The 21,696-nt window shown below is 57.6% G+C and carries 19 protein-coding genes, 1 tRNA gene and 1 pseudogene; 8 read left to right on the top strand and 13 right to left on the bottom strand.

Going from position 1 to position 21,696, the window contains the following annotated elements:
• Nucleotides 1-160 precede the first annotated feature (160 nt).
• From WKS99_RS03320 to WKS99_RS03350, 7 genes are all read right to left on the bottom strand, one after another.
• Nucleotides 161-853 (bottom strand): anaerobic ribonucleoside-triphosphate reductase activating protein, encoded by a 693-nt coding sequence (locus WKS99_RS03320; RefSeq protein ID WP_340405317.1) that lies wholly within the window; start codon nt 851-853, stop codon nt 161-163.
• Between the two features lie 3 nt (nt 854-856).
• Complete coding sequence (locus tag WKS99_RS03325; protein ID WP_340405318.1) at nt 857-2,131, bottom strand: hypothetical protein; 1,275 nt, start codon at nt 2,129-2,131, stop codon at nt 857-859.
• Nucleotides 2,115-5,474 (bottom strand): AAA domain-containing protein, encoded by a 3,360-nt coding sequence (locus WKS99_RS03330; RefSeq protein ID WP_340405319.1) that lies wholly within the window; start codon nt 5,472-5,474, stop codon nt 2,115-2,117. The genes WKS99_RS03325 and WKS99_RS03330 overlap by 17 nt, the downstream gene beginning before the upstream one ends.
• Before the next feature lie 102 nt (nt 5,475-5,576).
• Complete coding sequence (locus WKS99_RS03335; RefSeq protein ID WP_262669466.1) at nt 5,577-6,344, bottom strand: hypothetical protein; 768 nt, start codon at nt 6,342-6,344, stop codon at nt 5,577-5,579.
• On the bottom strand, nt 6,337-7,536 hold the full coding sequence (locus WKS99_RS03340; protein WP_340405320.1) for a Cas10/Cmr2 second palm domain-containing protein: 1,200 nt from the start codon (nt 7,534-7,536) through the stop codon (nt 6,337-6,339). The genes WKS99_RS03335 and WKS99_RS03340 overlap by 8 nt, the downstream gene beginning before the upstream one ends.
• Before the next feature lie 28 nt (nt 7,537-7,564).
• On the bottom strand, nt 7,565-8,614 hold the full coding sequence (locus tag WKS99_RS03345) for a hypothetical protein (protein WP_240286801.1): 1,050 nt from the start codon (nt 8,612-8,614) through the stop codon (nt 7,565-7,567).
• Between the two features lie 15 nt (nt 8,615-8,629).
• Nucleotides 8,630-9,250, bottom strand: a complete 621-nt coding sequence (locus tag WKS99_RS03350; RefSeq protein WP_340405321.1) for a TM1812 family CRISPR-associated protein — start codon at nt 9,248-9,250, stop codon at nt 8,630-8,632.
• A gap of 236 nt (nt 9,251-9,486) precedes the next feature.
• Between WKS99_RS03350 and WKS99_RS03355 the strand changes: the two genes are divergently transcribed.
• The 6 genes from WKS99_RS03355 (at nt 9,487) to WKS99_RS03380 (ending at nt 15,121) form a co-directional block, all read left to right on the top strand.
• A complete protein-coding gene (locus tag WKS99_RS03355; protein WP_340405322.1) occupies nt 9,487-11,370 on the top strand; it encodes a TM1812 family CRISPR-associated protein in 1,884 nt (627 codons plus the stop codon).
• 181 nt (nt 11,371-11,551) lie between these two features.
• Complete coding sequence (locus WKS99_RS03360) at nt 11,552-12,406, top strand: C39 family peptidase (protein WP_340405323.1); 855 nt, start codon at nt 11,552-11,554, stop codon at nt 12,404-12,406.
• A 169-nt stretch (nt 12,407-12,575) separates the two neighbouring features.
• Nucleotides 12,576-12,818, top strand: a complete 243-nt coding sequence (locus tag WKS99_RS03365; protein ID WP_147571043.1) for a hypothetical protein — start codon at nt 12,576-12,578, stop codon at nt 12,816-12,818.
• 79 nt (nt 12,819-12,897) lie between these two features.
• Nucleotides 12,898-13,620, top strand: a complete 723-nt coding sequence (locus WKS99_RS03370; protein ID WP_340405324.1) for a hypothetical protein — start codon at nt 12,898-12,900, stop codon at nt 13,618-13,620.
• Nucleotides 13,621-13,667: 47 nt separating this feature from the next.
• Nucleotides 13,668-14,444, top strand: coding sequence for a hypothetical protein (locus tag WKS99_RS03375; RefSeq protein WP_262669459.1), 777 nt, complete (start codon nt 13,668-13,670; stop codon nt 14,442-14,444).
• A 44-nt stretch (nt 14,445-14,488) separates the two neighbouring features.
• Nucleotides 14,489-15,121, top strand: a complete 633-nt coding sequence (locus tag WKS99_RS03380) for a hypothetical protein (protein WP_340405325.1) — start codon at nt 14,489-14,491, stop codon at nt 15,119-15,121.
• Nucleotides 15,122-15,201: 80 nt separating this feature from the next.
• On the opposite strand, the gene WKS99_RS03385 is transcribed toward WKS99_RS03380, so the two are convergent.
• On the bottom strand, nt 15,202-15,654 hold the full coding sequence (locus WKS99_RS03385; RefSeq protein ID WP_147571047.1) for a helix-turn-helix domain-containing protein: 453 nt from the start codon (nt 15,652-15,654) through the stop codon (nt 15,202-15,204).
• A 540-nt stretch (nt 15,655-16,194) separates the two neighbouring features.
• Nucleotides 16,195-16,283, bottom strand: a tRNA-Ser gene (locus WKS99_RS03390).
• 94 nt (nt 16,284-16,377) lie between these two features.
• Here WKS99_RS03390 and WKS99_RS03395 point away from each other — a divergent pair.
• The gene (locus WKS99_RS03395; RefSeq protein WP_262669456.1) at nt 16,378-16,839 is read left to right on the top strand and encodes a low molecular weight protein-tyrosine-phosphatase; all 462 of its coding nucleotides are present in this window, start codon (nt 16,378-16,380) and stop codon (nt 16,837-16,839) included.
• A gap of 48 nt (nt 16,840-16,887) precedes the next feature.
• On the opposite strand, the pseudogene WKS99_RS03400 reads toward WKS99_RS03395, so the two are convergent.
• Nucleotides 16,888-17,025: pseudogene (locus WKS99_RS03400) on the bottom strand (NADH peroxidase); the annotation flags it as partial.
• A 193-nt stretch (nt 17,026-17,218) separates the two neighbouring features.
• Between WKS99_RS03400 and WKS99_RS03405 the strand changes: the two are divergent.
• On the top strand, nt 17,219-18,397 hold the full coding sequence (locus WKS99_RS03405) for a tyrosine-type recombinase/integrase (RefSeq protein ID WP_340405326.1): 1,179 nt from the start codon (nt 17,219-17,221) through the stop codon (nt 18,395-18,397).
• 35 nt (nt 18,398-18,432) lie between these two features.
• Here WKS99_RS03405 and WKS99_RS03410 read toward each other — a convergent pair whose 3' ends face one another.
• From WKS99_RS03410 to WKS99_RS03420, 3 genes are all read right to left on the bottom strand, one after another.
• Nucleotides 18,433-19,791, bottom strand: a complete 1,359-nt coding sequence (locus tag WKS99_RS03410; RefSeq protein ID WP_340405327.1) for a hypothetical protein — start codon at nt 19,789-19,791, stop codon at nt 18,433-18,435.
• A 15-nt stretch (nt 19,792-19,806) separates the two neighbouring features.
• Nucleotides 19,807-20,928 carry a helix-turn-helix transcriptional regulator gene (locus WKS99_RS03415; protein ID WP_340405328.1) on the bottom strand — a complete coding sequence of 374 codons (1,122 nt, stop codon included), beginning with the start codon at nt 20,926-20,928 and terminating at the stop codon, nt 19,807-19,809.
• A gap of 104 nt (nt 20,929-21,032) precedes the next feature.
• Complete coding sequence (locus WKS99_RS03420) at nt 21,033-21,596, bottom strand: tyrosine-type recombinase/integrase (RefSeq protein WP_340405329.1); 564 nt, start codon at nt 21,594-21,596, stop codon at nt 21,033-21,035.
• Nucleotides 21,597-21,696 lie beyond the last annotated feature (100 nt).

Raw genomic sequence — 21,696 nt, forward strand, 5'->3', positions numbered from 1 at the left:
GACAAAGCCGGCCTCTCCCGGCGTTTCAGCGCCTTTTTACTATACCACCGGCTGGAGCGGCCGTCAATATATAGTTTCAAATATTTTCAACAAACACAATATCTTGTTGCTATATACAAAAAGGCGAGGGCAACTTTTGGTCACCCTCGCCAAAGCCCTCTCACTCCAGCCCCCGCAGGCTCACCTCGTCCACATAAGGGCGAACCAGGGCGGCGAAGCCCTCCAGCTCCTCTCGGGAGCAGGGGTGGAGGCCCGGCTGGAGTACGGTGTCCCGGTCCGCGAAGGACTGGAGGAAGTACCTCCTGGCGCCGGACAGCCAGGGGCCGATGGCCCGGAAGGAGTCCCGGTTGTGAAACTCCCGTACCACGGTGGTCCGAAATTCATAGTCCACCGCCCCAGACAGCAGATAGGACACGCTGTCCCGGACAGACGCCAGCTCCAGGCCGTACACCCCCGCTGTTTCCCCGTACCGCTCCGGGCTGTTCTTCACGTCCATGGCCACATAGTCCACCAGCCCCTCCTCCACCAGCCGGCGCAGCCGGTCCGGATGGGTGCCGTTGGTATCCACCTTGACCTGAAAGCCCAGCTCTTTGATCTCGCCCAGCAGGCGGGGCAGGTCGGGGCGCAGCAGGGGCTCCCCTCCTGTGACGCACACCCCGTCCAACAGGCCCTTTCGCCTGTTCAGGAAGGCCAGAAGCCCCTGGTCGTCTGTTTCTGGGGGACAGGTGCCGGTAACCAGCTCGCCGTTATGACAGAAGGGGCAGCGGAAATCGCAGCCGCTCAAAAAGACGGTGCAGGCCACTTTGCCGGGATAGTCCAGCAGCGTCATTTTTTGCAGTCCGTGTATCTCCATGGCTTATACCTCCTCTCTCTCCGTACGGGCCAGCTCCTGGGGGCTGTCGGCGGGCCGACGGCGGACCGTCAGCCTATCCAGGTACCGCTGGTCCTCTTCCTCCCCCTCCGGTCCGGGACGGTGTTCTAAAAGTGTCTGCTGGAGCCGGTCCAGCTGCCCTTCGTCCAACACGGGGTGGCAGACGCTCCCCATAGTCTGCGGCTGTGTGTTGGCCAGCCAGGGGTTGCGGTACAGCTCATGGAGGGCATCTATTCCCCGGCCCTCGCCGGCCTGGGCCAGCAGGACCTCTATATCCTGGTCGGTCACCCGGAAATGGAGATTGCCCTGGTCGTCCAGATAGCCGGTTTGGGCACATTGGCCCAGAGAGCGGGGAAAACCTCTCAGCGGGATATAGAGCCGGTCTCCCCTGCCCTCCGCCAGCTGCTGTGCCGTCCAATCCCGGCTGTTCTCCAGCAGGCCAAGGATCTGTTTGCGCAGGTCAGGTCTCCGGTGGAGCAGGGGAGAAAAAATCTCAGAGGGCTCCCCGGTGTAGTAGTCCAGCGCCTCCGTCTCGCCCCCCTGCCAGCATACGAAGTAGTAGGGAGTAAAATACTGCTCCAAAGGTTCTCCGCTATTGAGGACCACCCGGCTCACCCGCTGGGGCAGATTGCGCTCGATCCGCTCCTGGCCGGACCAGGGGTCCAGGATGCGCCGCTTCAGAGCCTCCTCCTCCAATACCACCCGCTCGTCGAACATGTCCAGTGGCAGTCCGTCCCGGAAGGGTACCTTGGCTCCCTCCTCATGGTGGAGGGAAATGTAGAGGTCCTGGCTGTTATAGGGGATCAGCCGGGTACCGGGCTGATACTCCCGCGTCAGGGGAATCAGCCCCAGGGCGTCCACATAGAGCCGCCGCAGCGACCGGGCCGGGTATATCTTCCTACCTCTTTGGATGGACTTGGCACACAGCTGGGTGTATTCCAACCCCTGGGGTCCTTCCACGATGTGCCCCTGGGTTATCAGCGCGGAGTAGAAACTCTTGGCCATCTCCACTCCCTCCAGCCCAAGCAGGCGGAGCAAATCGTCCCGGTCCTTCAACCGCTGGCTGGGGGCGCACTCCATCACCGCCCGGTCCATAAATTCCTCCAGCACAGACCAATCGCTCTCCAACTCCTCTACCAGCTCCAAAGGCAGTCCATAGACCGGGTGGTACACCTTGGCGAAGCAGGCCACCGGCCGTACGGCGGCCAAGCCGCTCAATATCTCATTGACCCGGCGGGGCCGGTTATTCTTCCTTGCCATGGGACACCTCCAGCCGCTGATAGACGCCGTTCTGCCGGCAGTAGTCCAGCAGAGCGGAGAAATACTCCCGGGGGTAGCGGCTCCCCTGGAAGGGGGGCTTTTTGGCCCGGGTCTGGGTCAGGGTCTCGCTGTCCCCCACCATGACCAACAGCCGCTTGGCACGGGTCATGGTCACGTTCAAGCGGCGGACCTCGCTCTCAAAGCCAATGCCGTGCTGGGGAGAGGAGCGGACAAAGCAGTAGAAGATGATCTCCTTGTCTCTCCCCTGAAAGGAGTCCACCGTGGCTATGTCGATCCGGTCCAGGATCTCCTGGGCGTGGAGCTTGTCACCTTCGCACAGCTCCCGGGCGAGGGCAGGGAGTAAGAATTTGCGGATGCGGCCAATCTGCTTCTTATAGGGGGTGATGATACCCACCGAGCGGTAGTTCAGCTCCACGTCAAACTCCCGGCTGCCGTCAAAATCCTTGACCACATAGGGCAGCTGTTTGAGTATCTTGACGGTTTCATCCACCAGGATCCTAGCTTCACAGTCGTTATATACTCCCTCGCCTCCCTCCGCCATGGTCTCCTCCTTGTCGGGCAGGCCGATGGTATCCAGAAAGCGGATGGGGGCTTCGCCCCCCCGAAGGGGCAGGACACGGTATTCATCCAGGCACCCGGTTTGGTAGGTCCCGTGATAGAACTGGTCCGAGATGTACCGCGCGATGGAGCTGTGCATCCGGAACTGGGTATCCAGCATGACTTTATTTGCCTCCGGCGCCCGCTCGAACAGTTCTTCAAAGAGGCTGACGGAATAGTATCGGTCCAGGCCCTCCTCCTGCTGGAAGCGTTCGTCCTCCTCCATGCGCCGAATCAGGTCGCTGTCTGACACAGGGGGCAACTGAAGGTGGTCTCCGATGAGGATGACCTTCCTGGCCTTGGCCATGGGGACGATTACGTCGTGGAGGGTAATCTGGCCCGACTCATCCACGATGGCAACGTCGTACTCCAGCTTTTTAAAGTTCCGGTCCGTTTCGCTGGAAATACAGGTGGCCCCGATGACCTTCACCTGGGCAAACAGGGCGTCCTCCAGTTCCTCGCAGCGGTTTTGCAGCTCCCGCTCCCACTGGCTCAACAGTTGGAGACGGGCTCTCCAGGTCCGCTCCTTGGCCTGGAGATCAGCCAACTCCCGGAGGATATCGGTCGCCAACTGGCCCACATCCACATCCCGGCTCCCCATGCCGTGCTCCACACAGTACCGGGCCAGCAGCTCTCGGGCAAAGGCCAGCCGCTCCTCGGTATGCTCCAGTTCCTGCTCCCACTCCTTCGTCCGTTTGGAGCGGAACAGGGCCAGCAGCTTCATCCACAGGCGCTGTCCCATCAGCCTTCGGCGCTCCTCCAGCAGCTCCTGATAGCGTCCGGCGCTCTGGGCACAGTCCTGGAGGGCGGAGATCTGGGGGGCAAGCTCTGTCAGCTCCTCCTCCAGCCTGGCCCGCTGGCGACCGCTGTTTCGGAGCACGTTTCGCTGCATGGTCAGCAGCTTCCGGTTGGTCCATACCTCTCGAACTACGGGGACTTGGATTTTCTCCTCGTCAGTGGTCAGGCGGACACAGTCTACCTGCTTCTCCACCAGCTTTTCCAACACATTGTCCACCGCTAGATTGTTCTTGGAACTGATCAGCACCCGCATCCCCCGGTCTACAAACAGGCGGACCATCTCGATAATAATGGTGGTCTTTCCTGTGCCGGGCGGTCCCTGGACCAGCAGGAAATCCTTAGTGGCCACTGCCAGGTCTACCGCCCGTTTTTGGGCGGGGTTTCCTTTTCTGGCCACTTGCTCCACCGGCCCCATGGGGGCATACCGCCCTTCCAGCAGGATGTCCAGAATAGAGCGGTTCACCGCCTTGTCCTCCGCCAGAGTCTGGAAGGCGCTCTTCTGGATCGCGTAGCCGATATTGGGCCGGCTGAACAAAGTGCCCTCCTTCGGCAGGGCGTCCAGGGTACACTCCCGCCGCTGGGGCAGCTTGACCCATACCGCTGGGCGCTGGCTTTCATACCGGACGATGGTCCCAGTGCGCCGGCTGTTCTCTCCCGGCTCCTCACCCAGGCCGCACAGCACCACGCCCTGTCCCTCCAGCTCCTGACCGCTCTGGGAAGAAGGCTCGGCCAGCAGGAAACAGTAGGTGCCGCCCTCGGCGTTGAACTGGTCCGTGCTCTCGATACCCCGGTAGGACAGCCGGATGGCCTTCTCCTGCTCCAAAGCCGCCTCGGCGTCGATCAGGTCACAGTGAAGGGTACAGTAATCCACCCGTTTCTGCTGCTCCTCTTCGGGCCGCTGTTCCTCCTCCCGTTCCAACTCCACCTGGCCCAACAGGCAGAAGTAGCTGTCCACCCGGCTAATGAACTGCTCCACATAGGCCAGCTCCACGCCGGACTGCCCCTTCCTGGCCAGAGATATTTTTTTATTGTGCCGGAAGCGGGCAGTCCGCCCTAACATATTCACCGTATCCAGGGTGGTCTTTCTGTGCCGGAAATGGATGGTAGCGTAGTAGTTGCCGCTGGAAACAAATTTTTTCCACTGCAGCTCAAAGACACAGTTAGCGGAATAGAGGAGGTATTGGGCATATTGCTCCGTAATCTTTCCTGGCTGAATCCACAAGTAGTCGTTCAGAGCCAGCTCCTCTTTGACCAGCTGCTCCAGCTCCCCGTTGGGGATGGTCCTCCGCTCCATCTGCTCCGACGGAAAGAACAGCGGAGTGGGGCCGGTCAGGTCCAGGCCCTCGGCCAGCTCCGCCCGCAGGGTGGCCGCCTGCCGCCCGTCCACAGGAGGTGTCAGCCCAGTTGGACAGCCAGCCACCTGCACCCCTGTCTGGCGGGCCGGAGGATTGCCCAGAGGGTATCCCAGATCGCGTTCGGCCTGTATGGTCCTTTCCGGAGCTTCTCCGCCAATCCGGATTCCATTGGCCGCCTTTCCGGTCCCCACAGAGGCTCTGCCCCTCTCCTCCAGCCAGGCAGCGCCTCCATCGGCCCAGCGGAGCAAGGCCCCTATTTTTTCCCGAAAGATCCATAGTCCAGCAGGAATCAGAGGCAGAAAGAATTTTACATACTCGATCAGCCTCCACAGCAGGAAGCCTGCCGTCAGACACAGAAGCAGCCGGACAGTCAGCGTCCGCAGCAATATTCCCTGCCTGTGTTCCTGGAGAAACACCAGGCTCCGGCTGCTGATACAGGCACCGACTCTCTCCGCGGCCAGAAAAAGCAGTCCGGTCCCGATTGGCCCTGACTCTATTACGATGTCGTAAAGAACATCACACAAAAACAACCATATCCCAATGGCAAGAAAGACCCATATCAAAGAAACCATACCGCCGCCTGCCGAGATCCAATCTCCGTATCGGCTTCCATCCCGGTATCTGTATTGTCCGTTTTTCTTTTTATGGATCAACCCCGTTCACCTCTCCTCTGGCTAAAGTCGGAACAGGTAGGGCGGCCGCCCCACCCAAAAGTCTGTGGGCAGCACGCCCGGCCACCGCAGCCAGCTCCCTGGCTTTAAGGCGGGGCCCCCCTCCGCCAGACAGAGCCGCCAGCTGCCAGCCCCATCCTCTGAGGGCAGTTCCTCCGGTCTGGCGGGTATACCGGCGGACAGCAGCAGCCAGCGTTCCCCGGCCGCCGGGGGGACATCCATCTGCCCCTCCACAGTCAGCACAGCGCCGGCCATCTCCAGCTCACGCCCCGGCGCCAACGCCAGCTCCCGGGGCAGGAACACCTCCAGCGTCAGATCCTGGTCCGCCTCCCACACCATCCGGTGGACCAGCCCGCCCCGGTCCAGTCGGGCCTGGGGCCGTGGGATGGGAAGACGCACCTCCCCCAGCTCCGCCGGAGCCAATATCCCGTTCTCACAGCGCCAGCGGCCAGCGGCCAGCCGGTCCAATGCCTCCTGAGAGAACCAGGGTTGAAACAGCATCCGAAGCAGGCCCGGGGCCCGGGCTACATACTGGCTTTTCTTCAGCTTCTTACCCAGCGTATAGCTAGCAGCATCCCCCTGATCCCCGCTCTGGACATCGGATGGCCCCAGAGGACTATAAAATGTCCCTTCAGGCAGCAGATCGCTGAGGGCGTCTCTCTCCTCCAGCCCAAAGGGGGCCAGAGCTTGGGCCACGGCGGAGGCCGGTACCGGAAACAGATCCATGCACTGACCCCGCTCCATCTTCAGGCGGAGCGCCTTGTCAGCCATATGGGACCTCCTCTCTGCCAAACAGAGCCAACAGCTCACGGGCCTGTGCCCGGTCGCTGTCCCGGCCGCTGTGGTCCAAAATATCCTGGAGGAGCAGTTGGGGAACTCCATAGTGATGGGCGCTCCGGCCAAGCTGCCGGAACAGGTATTCATTCTCCTCCAGCAGCCGGCCCAGCTCCTCCGCCTGTACCCAGCTCAAGGTCCTGCCCCCCATCGCCAGCCGGTCTTTTCCCTGGGCCTTGGCCAGCTCCAGTTGTCCCTCCGCCCGATCCAAATAGTACAGGGCGGGCAGCCTGGGGTCGAAGGAGGGCAGACAGCCGCAGGACAGGCCGAAGCGAGGGCGGTACGCTCTCAGCGCCCCCTCCCCCTCAATTTGCCGCGCCAGCTCCCGCCGCAGGGCGGCGGCCGCGGACAGCGCCCGCTCCGGTGGGCACAGGAGCAGCAGGTCATCCCCTCCGGCAAAGAGGGGATATAGCTCCTCCAGGTGGGTGACAGCCCCCAGGATGGCCCGGTCCAGAGCCTGTCCCGCCGCCTCCCTCTGGTCCACGGTGCCGAAGGCGGAGAAGAACAGGCCCAGGTTGTCCAAGTCCAGCTTCAGCAGGCCAGGCTGTGCCCAGGGAGGCGGTAGGAGCTCTCCTTCCCCTTTTAGCAGGGCGGCAGGCTCCAGCCAGGGCATCCGGTCCCTCGCCCGATCCAGCCCGAACAGGGCCCGGCTCTGGAACTTATCCCGCTCCATGGCCCGGTGGACCTGGGCCATCCCGTCCGGCCAGGGCCCGCCCATCAGGCGTCTGCCCCCAGGCCGGACCAGTACAACAGGGACCGTGCCCGCCTCCAGCTCCAGCCGGCCGCCGGAGGCCAGAAACAGCCCCCGCTTCAGCCGGACCAGCTCCCTCTCCAGCTTTTCCAGGGGTGTTCCGGGGGCCGTGAGGAGCCAGCCCTTGCCGCTGCTCATCATCAGCGGGTGGGGACGGTATCCCCCCATGGCCCGGACCAGGTAGGCCCCCACCGCCTCCGTCGCCAGGGACACATAGCGGGAGGCCCGCCGCACCCTGGCCGGGGTCCACTCCCCGTTTATCCTGCCAAAAAGATAGCCCTGGATGCCGGACAGGGCAAACCCGGTAAGCAGCGCCCGGCTTTTTTCCGGGTAATCTGCCGGAAATTCCTCAAAAAATAAGCCGTACCGCTCCCCCATGGGTGACCTCCTCTCCGCTAGAAGCCTTTTATCGGATGGCCATAGCCATTGTTTTCCTGTAATTCTGCCGGTGGAGGTCGATGCTGCGGGTGGTGACCTCCTTCCCCCAGGCCAGAGCCACATATGCCTGATATACGTCTGTGGGCAGGGGCAGAGGGGGCTCCGCTCCGCTGTCCCGCTTTGGGACCAGAAGCCGGTATGCCTTCAGGGCCGTCCGGCCCAGCTCCGTCAGTGTGCGGCACACACAAGTCATGCAGTGGTCCAGAAAATCCAAGTCCATACTGCGAAACAGCTCCCTGGGGTGGCGCACCTGGCGGAGCCAGCCCTCTCTGGCCATCTGGGTCACATTATCGGTAAAAAACAGCTGGTAATAGGCAATGACCACGTCTTTCCTGACCGACCGGCCCCGCTCCTGCTGGAGCAGGAACACCTTGGCCGCCAGTTCACAGGCCATGGAGGCGAACACACTGTCCTCCTCCACCCGCTCCAGGGTCTTCAGCCCTTCCGGGTCCTGGACCATGTCGCCCAGCGTGGCCTCCTCCTCCCCCATCGGTACATCCAGCGAGAGGGCGCTGATGCCGCGGTAGACCGCCCGGCGCACCTCGTCCCTGCGGTCCGGGTCCGCCTCCCGGATGCGTTGGCGCTCCCCATGGGTCAATTCAGGCACACCGTCCCGCTCCCTGCGGATGAAGTCAGACTGCTTCCATTTCATCCCCTTGGCGATATATACCAGCCAGGGGGCCCGCTCCGGATCAAAACGAGGAACCCCCTCCCCCTCCTGGCCTGGCCGGCCGGACAGGCCGTTCATGATCAGCTCGGTGAGCAGCTCCATCTTTAGGTCCTGTTCCTCATAATCCCGCCCGCTGTTGGCGATTCGGCGCTCCTGGTCCAGAGCTCGGCCCCCCAAGGTCCGTTCCATAGCCTCCACCGTGCCCAGCCAGATCTGGGTGGACAGAGCGGTCAGCCGCTCGCTGTTCCGGTCCTGGCCTCTGTTCACCAGCTCTACATACTGGGCGGCCAGCTGGTTGACCCGCTGCTCCTGTCGGGTGAACGCCGGTCCTGTTGTCCTCTCTTCCATCCCGCTTCCCTCCCCTCACAGGTTCAGGATGCGGTCCAGTACCGCCTTGGGGTCGGATACCCGCTGCTCCGCCAGGCGGCGCACGATGTCGTCCAGCGTGATAAGGGCGGTGATGTCATAGAGCTTTGCCGCCGGGGGCTGGACGCTGTGGTCCATCTGGCCGTATACCGCACAGGTGATGGTCACATCCCTGTGGACCCGGTAGGCATACTGCATGGCCATCACCTCCACCAGCGGGGTGGGCTTGCTTCCGAAGGTAAGACAGGCATATAGATCGTCCCCGTCCTCCGTCCGGTCGATCAGCTTTTGAAAGGTGGCGATATGGCTGTCCAGGCTCTCGTCAAAGGGGACCTCCACCACCTCCACCCCCTTGGGACAGGAGAGTCCCCTGTCTTTGCAGAGGGCCTCCAATTCCTCTTTGAGCAGCTCCAGATTGCAGCGGCAGTTGTCATAGTCGGCCGACAGGGCAATAACACGGATCTCCTCTCCCTCCTGGCCATAGCCCCAGATCAGCGGGATCACCGGGAACCGGGTGGCCCCAGGATAGTCCAGCGCCCGGTTCCCCTGGGCCTGGTAGCGTACGTTGCTCAGGTCCCCGGCCTTCTGCCTGGGGATGACACAAATAAACTTCTTCATGGGAACGCGGTCCTTTCTGTTTGATCTTTCCTCCTGGCTCCAATTACGGAGCCATAACGGGCCATTTTTACATATTGTAGCACACATCCTCTCCGTTTGACAGACCTATCCGGCCCTTCTTCTCCCCTATCCGGACATTTTTTTACCAGAGAAGCGGGATTCCCTTGTTCCAAAGATGTTGGGATGCTATAATAATTATGATTATTTTCCGGCGGAAGCTAAAAGGGAGTGTCCCCATGTCCACACGGATCATCAGCTTTTTCAGCGATCTGCGTCCTGGCCTGACCGAACGTTTATACCGCTATCCCGGCCAGCAGGGCCGGCCGCCCCTGTCTGGAGCTCACACGAACGAGGCTCCGCTCTACTATTTGCTGACCACCTTTGCCCCGGTGGATGAGATCCTGTACCTGCGCACCCGCCAGGTAAGGGAGGACAAAGTGGACTGCGGCCGCGAGGGATCCCTCACCGCTGAGGAGTACCTCCAGAAGCGGGTGGCCCGCTTCTGCCAAGACCGGGGGCTGCCCCAGCCCCAAATGACCCCTCTGGACTACGATCCGGCCAATCCGGACATGGAGCAGGCCCTCCGGGCCCTGCTGACCGGCATCCAGCCCAGGGACCGAATCTATCTGGATGTGACAGGCGGCCCCCGGAACGTCAGCTTTCTTATGCTGCTCCTCACCCGTGCTCTGTCCTATAAAAACTGCTCGGTGGAGCAGGTGGTATACAGCAGCATCGTCAACGGCCAGAACGCGGTGGTGGAGCTGGCCAATGTGCCCCAGCTCTTTGACATCATCAACGGCCTCCATGAGTTCACCTCCTTTGGCAGCGCCGACACTCTGGTACGGGTGCTGGCCCAGGACCCCGCACCTCAGGTACAGGACCTGATCCGTGACCTCCAGGCCTTTACCGAGGCCATCCGCCTGTGTCGGGCGGACCTGGACCTTCTGGAGCAGATGCTTGCCGACCTGAACCGCGACCTGGACCGGTGTGGAGCACTCCAGGACAGCCACCCCCTGTTATCCGCTCTCCTCCCTGTCTTTCGGCAGGAGCTGGGCTTTGGCGACCGGAAGCTTACCATCACCGGCCTGGTCCGCTGGTGCGCCCAAAACCGGATGATCCAGCAGGCTATGACCATCTATAATGAGCATCTGGCCCACGCCATGATCCAGGGGGAGACCCCCTATCTTCTGGTATCCCCTGATGCCAGGGAGCTGCTGTCCCGTGAACCCTTCTACGCCAAATCCCAGAGAGAGGTCACCGACTCCGACTGCTTCCAGAGCTTCTCCTACCATCTGGTGGGCGAGCTGGAGCGCTGGGCCCTTTCCAACGGAAACGCCCCCTTCCCCAAGCTCGCCGGAGCAGAGCGACGGCAGGCCCTCCAGCGGGCCCTGTCCCAGCCGGAGACGCGGGTGGCCCTGATGGTAGAGGCGGCCGCCGACCCGGTGGAGGGACAGGCCGTTCCCCCCGCCCTGCCCTGCCTGCCCGCGGATAGTCAGGCTTTGGTCCACCTTCTCCGGGCCCTGTTCCAGTCCCCTGGACAGCGGCGGACCCGAGAGGGCAGCTTGTCTTATCTGGCCCAGCAGGACCAGTTGGATCTGGCTCTGCCAGTGCTTCAAAAGGACTGGAAAAAGGATAGCCAGATGGCCGATGTACTGGAGCGGCTGGCCGATCCCGGACACAATGGCGACCGTCTGCGCCGGATTCTCCTCACCCCGCTGTCCGCCGCCCCTTACCGCCAGGTGGTGTTGGACCTGCTGGACCGCCGGAAGCTCCGGCTTCGTCCCGGTGCGTCGGTGGCGGTCTTTGTCCGCCTGGCCCTGGACAACCAGTATGTCAACCTGATGCGCAACCAGATCAACCACGCCTTGGGCGACTCCAGTAACCGGGGCAAGATGCATGCCCTGAACCGGTTGGGTTACCATGCCAACCTGGGCCGTCTCACCACCCAGGAGCTGGCCTCCTTCTTCCTGGAGTCTGTAGGCCGGCTGGAGCACTTGGGCCGCGAGGTCAAGGCCGCCAGCGGCGCTCCACTCCCCCAGCCGCCGGAGTCCCCATCCCCCCAGGTCACAGAGGACCTTCTGCGCCAGCTCCAGGAAAAGGCCAATGCCAAGATGCTATGAACTATATTTCAAAGGAAAATGCCCCGGCTGTTCTTTTTGAACAGCCGGGGCATTTCTCTATGAAAAAAAGTTTCCTGCTTCACTTCTCTGACTGATCCTTCTCCGGATAGGGTAACTGTACGGTCCAGCGCCTGCCGGATATCCCCAGCGGCCCCAGGCCGCTGTTAGAAAGGAAGGATTTATGATGAAAAACTCCCGTGTCCCGGCCCTCCTCCTGGCCATCAGTCTAATCACGACCTCACTCCCCGCCGCCTTCGCCGCCGGTGAGGCGGCGGGCCAGAGTACCGCTTCTTCGGTCGTCCCACTCCTCTCCTATGCGGGGGTGGACGGCGCGTCCTCCTTCCTCCATCTGCTGGGCACCCTTTTGGGGCCCAACCCTCTGCTGGCCCTGATGCAGCAACCCTCCGAGTCGGAGGAAGCCCAGCCGGTGGAACCCGCGGCCCCCGCCCTGCCCGACCGTCGGGTGATCGACACCCCTTACATCAGCCAGGTGACCCCGGTGTACGCCCCGGTAGGCTGCGAGCCCACCTCCCTGCTCATGGGGCTAAAGGCCAAGGGCTATGCCCAGGAGGTAGACCTGCGCTCCTTCCTGGACGCCATGCCCAAGCATGAGTACGACCCCGCCCAGGGCTTTGCCGGCTCCCCTTATCAGCCCGACCAGAGCAAACGCACCACCATCTACCCCGCCAAGCTGGCGGAGTACGGGCGCAAGTACGGAGACGTGGCGGATTTCTCTGGACGGTCTGTGGAGGAGCTCCAGAGAGAGCTGCTGTCAGTCAACCCGGTCGTGGTTTATGTCACTCTCTGGTGGGCGGAGCCCTACTACCGCACTTACCGCATGGGGGACCATGAGGAGACCTTGCTGCGAAACAACCACGCAGTCCTTCTGTGCGGCTATGACAGCCAGACCGACCAGTACAATGTAGCCGACCCCTATAACGTGAAGTGTCAGGGGCAGGACTACTTTTACTGGCAGGACGCCTCTGTGCTGGAGCCTCTGTACCTGGTCCGGCAGCACGCCGTGGTAGTGCGGTAACTTTTTTCCCAGCTCGCTTCTCTCCCTCATTTCCGTCCGGACAGTACCCTGGGCACCGGAAGCGGTGGGAAAAATAATTTTTCTGTTTCCCTTCTCTCCCGCTCCCGGAGCCGGACAGTACCTTGTAAGTCACAGCGGCCCGGCATCCGTCGAAAGAAAGGAGGTCGCTATGGACCATTCTCCTCTGTCCCATTCCATCGCCGCCATGGTTCGGCGCGAGAGTGTTCAGGCCCATCGGGAGCTGGACCGCCGGCAGGAGCAGCTCCAGCAGTTACTGGACTATAACCAGACCCACGACCTGGACCCCAGGCTGACGGAGGGCTTTTACCGCTGCCTGCGGACCGCCCTCCAGGCTATGGACCTGGCCCAGTGGGACGTTCTTTCCCTCTCCTTTCTGGACCCCCTCCCCTAGTCAATGCCGGCCTCTGGAGGAGCCGCCGCCTGACTTCCCCCATTCCGTCCCAATATGATACATTAAGGAGGTTATAGATATGAAAGAAATTTTTTGGATCTCTCATTCTCCCATCCACCAGGAGGAGTACCAGGACCTCTGCCAGCGGTCCGGAGCGCCTCTTCTCATCCGGCCTATGGAGCCGGAATCGCTGGAGGAGCAGCTCCATCTGCGGGGCAGCCGGGTGGAATCTCTGGTAGTCAATCTGCCTCTGCCCAAGGCCGCCCAGGTTTTCCGCACCGCCGCCGGCCGCTTTCCGGTCCTGTTCCGGGCCTCCCAGAGGATCGCCACCGGGCGCAAGGTCCCCGGCTACTGCAGCGGGCTGCCGGAAGACGAGTACGAAAAGCGGTTTGTGGGCTGGCGCAGGCTGCTCCGCTGCGACGTGGAGGAGCTTCCCGCCGCCCAGCTCTCCCTTCCCCCCGCGTCTGGCCGTGTCTTTCTCTGGCTGTCCCGCCACCAGCTCTCCCAGCCGGCCCTGGACGCTCTCCAGGCCGACTGCGGGCCAGTGACGGTCCTCCAGTACCCCCTCCCCATCCGGGATGTAGCTGACCTGCTCCCTCTGCTGCCTATGGCCGACCTTGTGGGGGCTGTTCTGCCCCCTCAGATGCTGTCCCAGCTGAAGCTGCTGCTTGGGGACACCCCCCTCCTCCGCTCCGATTTCTCCCCCCAGGACGGCTTCCATCGCTGGCAGACACTCCTCTCCTGCTCTGTGGAGTATGAGCTTTTACCTCAGTTGGTCCCTGAACAGCTCCACACCGCTTGATTCTATCCCTCTATCCTCATTTTTTGTATACAGAAAGGAGTTTTATGATGAGAAACTACACCCAGGAGCAGAAGCTCCAGCTCCAGACTCTGATCAGTCAGGAGGCAATGCTGCCCGCCAAGCTGTTCAAGTACCTACGCTCCGAGGAGCATCTCCCTTCTCTGTTGGCCCTGGTGGATGTGCCCGGCTTTTCGGAGCCCCTGATGTGCTCCGTCCCCGCCAATCAGGTGGACCGGTTGAATAAGCCCGTGTCCATCCGGGACCTGCAGCCGGGCTTCCGGGTGGTCCTCCGCGGGCTTGAGGAAGACGGCAGCCTGACGGCCTCCCGCCGGCGGGCCCAGGAGCTGATCTATGACCGCCTCTTCCTTCATCCCGACCGCCGCCAAGTCTACCAGGGCCGGGTAATGGGCATCTCCCCGCAGGGCTTCTTTCTGATGGTGGAGGATCAGCCCGCCATCCTCCTCCGGGAGTTTTACCGCCCCACAGAGGGGCAGGAGGTCTCCGTGGGCGACCTGCTCCCTGTCTGTTTCGCCAACTCCTCTCCCCATCAGCGGCTCTGGTTCCGCTCCCCCCAGGATGAGAACTACCTCAACTATCCCTTCCTGGAGGAGCTGGAGCCCGGCCTGATCTTCCCGGCACGTGTCGTGGGCACTCGGAACGCCTCTATTTTCTTCCAGATCTTTCCCGGCTTCAATGCCATCTCCCCCCGCCCGGATGGCTGGCAGGCGGCAGCGGGTGACCAGATCCTATTCCAGATCAGCGGCGTATCCCGGGATCAGGCCAATCTTAAGGCCTGGGGCAGACCCCTGTGCCCCGTAGCCTGAATCCCACACCCGGTGATGATTTGATTTGAATGGAGGTTTTTTAGATGGATACACTTTACACGCTGAAGGACCGGAATCAGCGCTACTATGCGGCCCAGGTCCCTGGCGGCCGGACCGACTGCCCAGACCGGGCCGACACGCTCACTCTGGATAAAGTCAGGGAAGTAATGAGGCGCCCTGCCATGGCCGGCAGCTGCTGGCAGATGGAACCCGCCGCCAGGACCAAGTCCACCCCCGCCCCTCTGCGGCCCTTTGACTGTTTCCCCACACCCAGGCCAGAGGTACAGGCGGGCTCCGCCCCAGCTCCTGTTCCTGCTCCGCCCTCAGATGGAGCCCCCTCTCCCTCTGAACTTCCGTCCCGTTCCGCCGCCCCCCTTTCCCCCGCACTGGGGCGGCTGGCCTCCTCCCTACGCGCCTTTTTGACCCAGCAAAAGGGGCAGCTGGAGGCACGCCGGGACCAGCTCCGTGGTCGTAAGGATTCTCTGCTCCAACAGGCAGCAGCGAACCAGCTGACGGGGCAGGCGCTTACCCAGTTCTACCAGCAGCTCCAAAACACCCTGCTGGAGTCCGCTCAAGCGGAGCAGGACCTAGCCCTGGCAGTGGAGCTTCTGTCTGCCCCAGACGATAGCCAACTGCTCCAGTCCCTTCAGCGGGCGCAGAAGGGAGGGGCAGCGTGAGCTTCGCCAACGGAAGAGAAAAGGGCGTTTCCTCCAGTATCAGGAGGAAACGCCCTTGCTCCGCCGAAATCAGAGCGCCTTCAGTTCTGTCTGTCCAGCTCCCGACGGACAGTCCGAGACAAGAGCTCCTGCCCTTCGGGAGAGCGGAGCACTTCTAGTACCATCGTCCGCACCAGCTCCTGAAAGGGAGCACTTCGCAGGAAGGAATCGAACACAGTTCCCTCTCCTCCCACAGACTGAGCGGAACTCCGAGGCTCCCGCCTGGGAGGGGGAGATTGGACCGGGTCCTCCTGGTACGCGCCTTCTAGCCAGCTTTCTTGACGGGTACGGTCGTCGCTCTCTCCCCGGAGGTAAAATATGGACACGCCAAAGTAGGCGGCCAGCTTCTCCTGCTGCTCCTGGTTGGGTGTTTGGCGGCCCGTTTCAAACTTCTCAATGGCGTTCTTAGGAAGGCCCAGAGCTGCGGAAAGGCCAGGCCGGCTCATTCCCCGCTGGGTCCTCAACTCCTCGATTCGCTGTGCCAATGTGATCATGGTCATTTCCCTCCTGGTTTTGTTGTCTTCCAGAGCCTATTATACCTCCTTTTTTCCTCATTGGAAAGAGGTATGCGAAGGCCGTCCACGTACTCATGTGGACGGCCCTCTCTTGTTGTCGTCGCTGCCCCTATCTTCTGTTCCTATTGACACCATAGTCCTTCCTGGTAAAATAGGAACTGCTCATACCAGTGTCAAACGGTATTTCCCGCCAGAATAATAGCTGGGTGGTAAGGTGAACTATGAGCCCCCCTGACTTTTGAAACCGTTGGCATAGGAGAGCGGACAAATGACGTCTCTTTTGCCACAGGCATAAAAAGACGTCGGAGCAAACGATATAACGTTTGCTCCGACTTGGAAAGGGCGGTTAAAATCGATATTTTTTCCCTGATAAAACAAAACTGCCGTGCGGCAGCCCCAAAGCGCAACCCAGCGCAAGCGGTTGCGCTTTGGAAGCGAGAAGCAGCAGAATGAGCGCGCGATGAGCTTTGTCCTGGAAGGAAAAAGCTCATCGCAAGCGATATGACGCTTGCGACGAGCTGGCGGAGACGGTGGGATTCGAACCCACGTGCGGTTGCCCGCAAACTGATTTCGAGTCAGCCCCGTTATGACCACTTCGATACGTCTCCATTTGGATTCACATTTAAGTCTATGTGATAGGATATCAAACTATTGGGGAGAAATCAAGCACTTTCTTGTTCTCTCTCCAGGAAAGGACAAACCATGTATCGTATCCTGTTCGTATGCCACGGCAACATCTGCCGCAGCCCCATGGCGGAATTTATTATGAGGGATCTGGTCACACATGCTGGTCTTGGTGGGAAGTTTCATATTGCCTCTGCCGCCACCAGCAGGGAAGAGCTGGGAAATCCAGTCTATCCTCCTGCCCGGCGCAAGCTGGCGGAACATGGCATCAGCTGTGCCGGCAAGACGGCCCGGCAGCTGACACAGGAAGATTATAGCCAATATGATCTTCTCATTGGCATGGACCGCACCAATCTCCGCAATATGTCCTATATCTTAGGCGGCGACCCAGAGGAAAAACTCCACCTGCTGCTGGAGTTTGCGGGTCGTTCTGGAGAGGGCATCGCGGACCCCTGGTATACAGGCGACTTTGAGAGCACCTTCCGGGACGTTTTAGCTGGCTGTAAGGGGTTATTAGCTCACTTTACCGGTACGAAATAAAACAGAGAGTGGAGCACAACACTCCACCCTCTGTCACTCTTTTCTTAATTAGCCGAAGTAGCGCTTCAGCAGGCCCTCAAAAGCCTTGCCGTGGCGGGCCTCGTCGCGAGCCATCTCGTGGACGGTGTCGTGGATGGCGTCCAGGTTCAGCTCCTTGGCCTTCTTGGCCAGCTCGAACTTGCCGGCTTAAAAATTGGCTGTTTCCCTGGAAAATCAAGCGAAATGGGAACATATTTCAAAGCACTTCGGAACACCTTTTTAACATCTTTTGTACAAGTCTGGTACATCTTTTTAAGTGAAAAGAGCGGCCATGTACCATTTTAGTACAATTCTTGGAGGTACTAAAATGGCAAAAGCAAAGGATACCGGGGTTTTCAAGATGGAAAACGGCCTGTGGGCCTACCGTTTCGCCGTGATGATTGACGGGAAACAGGTAGCGCGGCGGAAGTCAACCGACGAACACGGGAACAAGCTGCACACGAAAAAAGAGGCCATAAAAGCGCGGGAGGCGGCAATCGAACAGGCTCACTTGGAGCGGAACCGCAAAAAGAAACTCCGCAGAAGAACGGTCAAAGAGGTCTACTCCGAATACTGTAAAAACGGACGGTCAGACCGGGCCTATCAGACCATCCGCAAGCAGGACAGCCTTTGGGATAATCACCTGTGCGCCCGGTTCGGAAACCGTTATGTGGACGATATTAGCGTTGCGGAAATTTACGACTACCTTTCGGAACTGTACCACACAGAGGGACTTGCTTATACATATGTGGAGAGCTTTTTGAAAATGTTCTACCTGATTTTTGGACAAGCCTACTCCCGGAACTACCTGGACGTGGACACCTACAATAAACTCTGCGTCAATAAAGACACCAAAATCCACATGCCAAAGCGGAAGATAAATGATGATGACGACATTATTTCCTTTAGCAAGGAAGAGCTCGCCGTCCTGGATAAATACTTTAAGGGCACGAACGCGGAAACGGCCTACATGCTGGGGCGGTACTGCGGCTTGCGTATCAATGAGTGCTACGGCCTGAAATGGTCAAATGTGGACTTGGAGGCAGGGACAATTACCATTGACAGGCAGATGCAATACCAGGACGGGCTTATCAAGCTCGTCCCCGTTAAGACGCGGAGCGGCAGACGGACAATCTACATGAACGACAAATTGAAAGTGTATTTTCAAGACTTAGCGCGGCGGCGGGCGGAAGATGCCGTCAAGTTTGCCGCCGTCCGGGAACAGAAACAGCGCTTCATTGATGACCTGGACGGAAGCAAAATTTCTTCCACGGAGCTTGTGAACTGCCTCCCAAACGGACAAATTCAGACAGTGAACTCCATGAAATATCCCACGCGGGAGATAAAGCGCATGGGGATAAACTTCAAATATCATTACCTCCGTCACACATACGGAACCATGATGGCGGAGCTGAACACGCCGCAGCACCTTCTTTGTGCGCAAATGGGCCATGCTTATATCCATGTAACGCAGAAATATTACCTCGCGGTCACCAAATCGGGAGTAGATTTGGTGAAAAGCAATATAAACAGATTATAATTGCACTTGGGGGGCGTTACAGTCCCCCCAAGTACTCAAAAAGGCCAATCTATATCGTTATCTATATCATCCCTTTGTGACTGTACAGTTTCATCATCTCCATCGTTGCTGTCAGTTTGCAACTCTGTATAACGGAAATTCGGATAAACAGAGAAATCAAAGTCACTAGGAAGTTTATCGCGTCCGTATTCAAGTATCTCATCATTCATTTCTCGTTGTTTTGCATAACAATATATTTGGTCATTTTTATTGATTGCTTCAATAATTGCAATAAAATCTTTATCGTCAAAGATACTTAAATACGGTTTTATAGCACAATTATATCGATGCTTTGTCCCTAAATAGCTGCTACTTTTAGAATAATGTTGTATTAAAAATTTTCTGAAAGCATGTGGAACCCCTTGCTCTGAACACAAACGGCTTAAAATACTACGTACTGTACCTGAAATCGTATCTGAATTACATGTGAAATTCAACAAATAATCCTCTAATGAACCATTTAGAAACCACATTATAGCACAGAAATCTTCATCAGTATCGATATGAGATATTTGGTATTGTGTATCCTTGTTAAGTACGTTATATACTTTGGGATAAAATGCAAGCATTATACACACATGGCGTAGGCAGCTTTCATCTTGGGCTATTGTGAAATAACTTTGATTATTCTGTATATAGCTACAAATCGGTTCATAATAGTTATTTAACATAGCCTCTAATGCCAACCGATTGATATACCTGTTTTTGTTAAATATATCCCCTTCTGGTTTTCGGAAGGTAAATTTCCAGAATGCCTTAAAAACATTCTGGGTCATTTTTTCTGACATTCTATTAAAATAGACCCTACGAAGATATGCCTCAAAACCTTTGAAATCATGTTTATACAATTCTCGTTTCTGGTCTATATCATCACTCATGCGGTCAACGATATTATCTGCAAAGACAGAGGGTTTTGTTAAAATATCATCCAGGGCTTTTTTAATATGCGCAATAGTCATTTCCTGTGATGGTGAAATTAGCTCATAATCTTCATTAAGAGCTGGGTGTGCAGAAAAGTTTCTCCAACTATAAATATGTGATATTAGAGCGTAGGACTCATCGCTCAATAGTTCTGTTTCCTTGTGTACTCTATCAATTAAAGATTTTTCCCATTCTGAACTGTTCGCATTTTTTCGTTTCCTGTTAATATCTTCCAGTATTTTTTCTGCCTTCTGGTCTGAATAGACATCTGCTAATTCCTTTAGTTTAAGCAATAAATCACACACGATAGTAGAATATAACATTACCATGGCAGAACGATAATTCCCATTATCATAAGAACTGACTATTTCTCTAAAATATTCTTTGATTTGCGGGAAATAAATATTCTCTGCATTAACAAGATATAATTTCATGACTATATCCACCTTTTAATATATTTCTCGGATTTTATCAAGAAATTCCTCAAATTTCTTTACAACCGGCTCCGGGGAGATAATTTTTGCCATTCGACCAAAGCCACAAATCCACCCGAAGAATTGATTGCTCACTTCCACATCAGCGGTCACATAAAAATGGTCATCGTCCACCTTTTCATAAATAACGCCGCGCCGCCCAAAGCGGTCAATGACTGTATTAAGCAGTTTTTTTGTAATAAACCGCATTTTAACACGCGTTCTTTCCCCGCTGTACATGGAAAAGGTGCGTTGCATAAAAGTCTCTACATCAAGGTTTGCAAAGGCTTCTGCCCCTTCTCGCGGCTCGTCCACAAAGCACACATTTTTCATTCGGTCAACGCGGAAGGTGCGCCTCTTCTGATTGATATTGTCAAATGCCAAAAGATAGTAGTTGCCCGCATCAATGACAAGATAAAATGGGCTGACAATATACTTGGTGCGGCGCTCTGTGGGCTTATCCAAATTTCCGATTTCATAGGCGAGATACTGGAAGCTGATTTTCTGCGGCTTGTGGGGGCTACCATCCAGCATAGTTGCCATAGCGTCATTGATTAGACTGATATTATTGAGAACGCTCTTATTTACTGTTTTTACCCGGTCAATCACAAGAGCGTTGTTGCGTATCTTCTCCGCCTGGTGTCTGCTGACAAAATCGCTGACGATGGCGGCAAGGCGGTCTGCCTGTGCCTGGGGAATAAACTTTGCAGAATAGACGCACTCCGCAAGTAAGCGTATGCCGTTCAAATCATAGCGGCGTTGCCGTACATAGAACCCCTTTTTCTTGCGGTGTGGGTCAAATATGACAAGTCGCTCTTCTTCATCGGCTATTGCCTCTTCTGCCTCCTGGAGCGTTTTCCCGTTTTCTATCATCCATGTGGCCTTGTTGATTTCCTCAATATCCTTGTAAACGGAGCGGCGTTCTGCGTCAATCCCTATCTCATTCAAATACGCCACAATGTCATCGGCTGTCACAACATTGTTTTCATCCGTTTCCCGCAAGAGAAACTGCAAGACAAGATAGGGCTTTAGCTTCTGATTGGGCTTCTTGCCGCGATTTATCTGCAATTCATTTCTCTCTTCGCTCTTCTCTTTCACATTCGCGGCCCCCTTTACATATTTCTATGTCAAGTGTACCACAAAAGCACAAAAAATGCAGTAAAAAACAATAGGGCCGGTCCGCTCGTTGAGCGGCCCGGCTGTCAAATTAGTTGCGTATGCTTCTCAATAGCGGCCTCTATCCGCTGTGGCTCAATGCCGATATATCGCTGTGTCACGGCGGCGGAGCTGTGTTGTAGCAACCTCTGCACCAGGGCAATATCATAGCCGTTTGCCTTGTATATCTCGGTGGCGTACCACTTGCGGAAGCTGTGCGTACTGATACCCTCAAAGCCCAGGTAGTCACACACGATATGGAGCTGTTTCTGTATAGCTCGCTCGGTGATAGGGAAAATCATCGCGTTTCGGTCTATACCGTTGCGCAAGCAATAATTCTCTATGTATTGCTGGATAACAAGCGGAACCGTGAACACGCGGCGCTTGCCTGTTTTCTGCTCGGTAATTTCCAGCCGGTATCTGTCCCCGTCCCGGACAATATCACAAGACCGCAGCTTCAATATATCGCTGATACGCAAACCCAAATTTCCTTCCAGCACAAGGGCGGTGGCTATGCGCTCATTGGGGCGGCAACCGCTGAACCCCTCGCGCATGGTCTGGATTATCTCTTTATATTGCTCGGTGGTGAGCGCCTTTGTTTTCTTGTTCATGGTAGCCTCCATCGTCAGAAGTTCGTTTTTTCAAGCGGGAAAGTTCGCATATTATGGGCGGCGGCGGGAAAGTCCCGTGATTGCTCGGTTTTGGTATTCG

Source organism: Flintibacter sp. HCN-6482, from assembly GCF_037892565.1.
In the GTDB taxonomy this organism is placed as follows: Bacteria; Bacillota; Clostridia; order Oscillospirales; family Oscillospiraceae; genus Lawsonibacter; species Lawsonibacter aceti.

What these genes read in the sequence shown, in the direction of transcription:
- WKS99_RS03320 (WP_340405317.1), bottom strand. Translation starts at nt 853, where the DNA reads ATGGAGATACACGGACTGCAAAAAATGACGCTGCTGGACTATCCCGGC.
- WKS99_RS03325 (WP_340405318.1), bottom strand. Translation starts at nt 2,131, where the DNA reads ATGGCAAGGAAGAATAACCGGCCCCGCCGGGTCAATGAGATATTGAGC.
- WKS99_RS03330 (WP_340405319.1), bottom strand. Translation starts at nt 5,474, where the DNA reads ATGGTTTCTTTGATATGGGTCTTTCTTGCCATTGGGATATGGTTGTTT.
- WKS99_RS03335 (WP_262669466.1), bottom strand. Translation starts at nt 6,344, where the DNA reads ATGGCTGACAAGGCGCTCCGCCTGAAGATGGAGCGGGGTCAGTGCATG.
- WKS99_RS03340 (WP_340405320.1), bottom strand. Translation starts at nt 7,536, where the DNA reads ATGGGGGAGCGGTACGGCTTATTTTTTGAGGAATTTCCGGCAGATTAC.
- WKS99_RS03345 (WP_240286801.1), bottom strand. Translation starts at nt 8,614, where the DNA reads ATGGAAGAGAGGACAACAGGACCGGCGTTCACCCGACAGGAGCAGCGG.
- WKS99_RS03350 (WP_340405321.1), bottom strand. Translation starts at nt 9,250, where the DNA reads ATGAAGAAGTTTATTTGTGTCATCCCCAGGCAGAAGGCCGGGGACCTG.
- WKS99_RS03355 (WP_340405322.1), top strand. Translation starts at nt 9,487, where the DNA reads ATGTCCACACGGATCATCAGCTTTTTCAGCGATCTGCGTCCTGGCCTG.
- WKS99_RS03360 (WP_340405323.1), top strand. Translation starts at nt 11,552, where the DNA reads ATGATGAAAAACTCCCGTGTCCCGGCCCTCCTCCTGGCCATCAGTCTA.
- WKS99_RS03365 (WP_147571043.1), top strand. Translation starts at nt 12,576, where the DNA reads ATGGACCATTCTCCTCTGTCCCATTCCATCGCCGCCATGGTTCGGCGC.
- WKS99_RS03370 (WP_340405324.1), top strand. Translation starts at nt 12,898, where the DNA reads ATGAAAGAAATTTTTTGGATCTCTCATTCTCCCATCCACCAGGAGGAG.
- WKS99_RS03375 (WP_262669459.1), top strand. Translation starts at nt 13,668, where the DNA reads ATGAGAAACTACACCCAGGAGCAGAAGCTCCAGCTCCAGACTCTGATC.
- WKS99_RS03380 (WP_340405325.1), top strand. Translation starts at nt 14,489, where the DNA reads ATGGATACACTTTACACGCTGAAGGACCGGAATCAGCGCTACTATGCG.
- WKS99_RS03385 (WP_147571047.1), bottom strand. Translation starts at nt 15,654, where the DNA reads ATGATCACATTGGCACAGCGAATCGAGGAGTTGAGGACCCAGCGGGGA.
- WKS99_RS03395 (WP_262669456.1), top strand. Translation starts at nt 16,378, where the DNA reads ATGTATCGTATCCTGTTCGTATGCCACGGCAACATCTGCCGCAGCCCC.
- WKS99_RS03405 (WP_340405326.1), top strand. Translation starts at nt 17,219, where the DNA reads ATGGAAAACGGCCTGTGGGCCTACCGTTTCGCCGTGATGATTGACGGG.
- WKS99_RS03410 (WP_340405327.1), bottom strand. Translation starts at nt 19,791, where the DNA reads ATGAAATTATATCTTGTTAATGCAGAGAATATTTATTTCCCGCAAATC.
- WKS99_RS03420 (WP_340405329.1), bottom strand. Translation starts at nt 21,596, where the DNA reads ATGAACAAGAAAACAAAGGCGCTCACCACCGAGCAATATAAAGAGATA.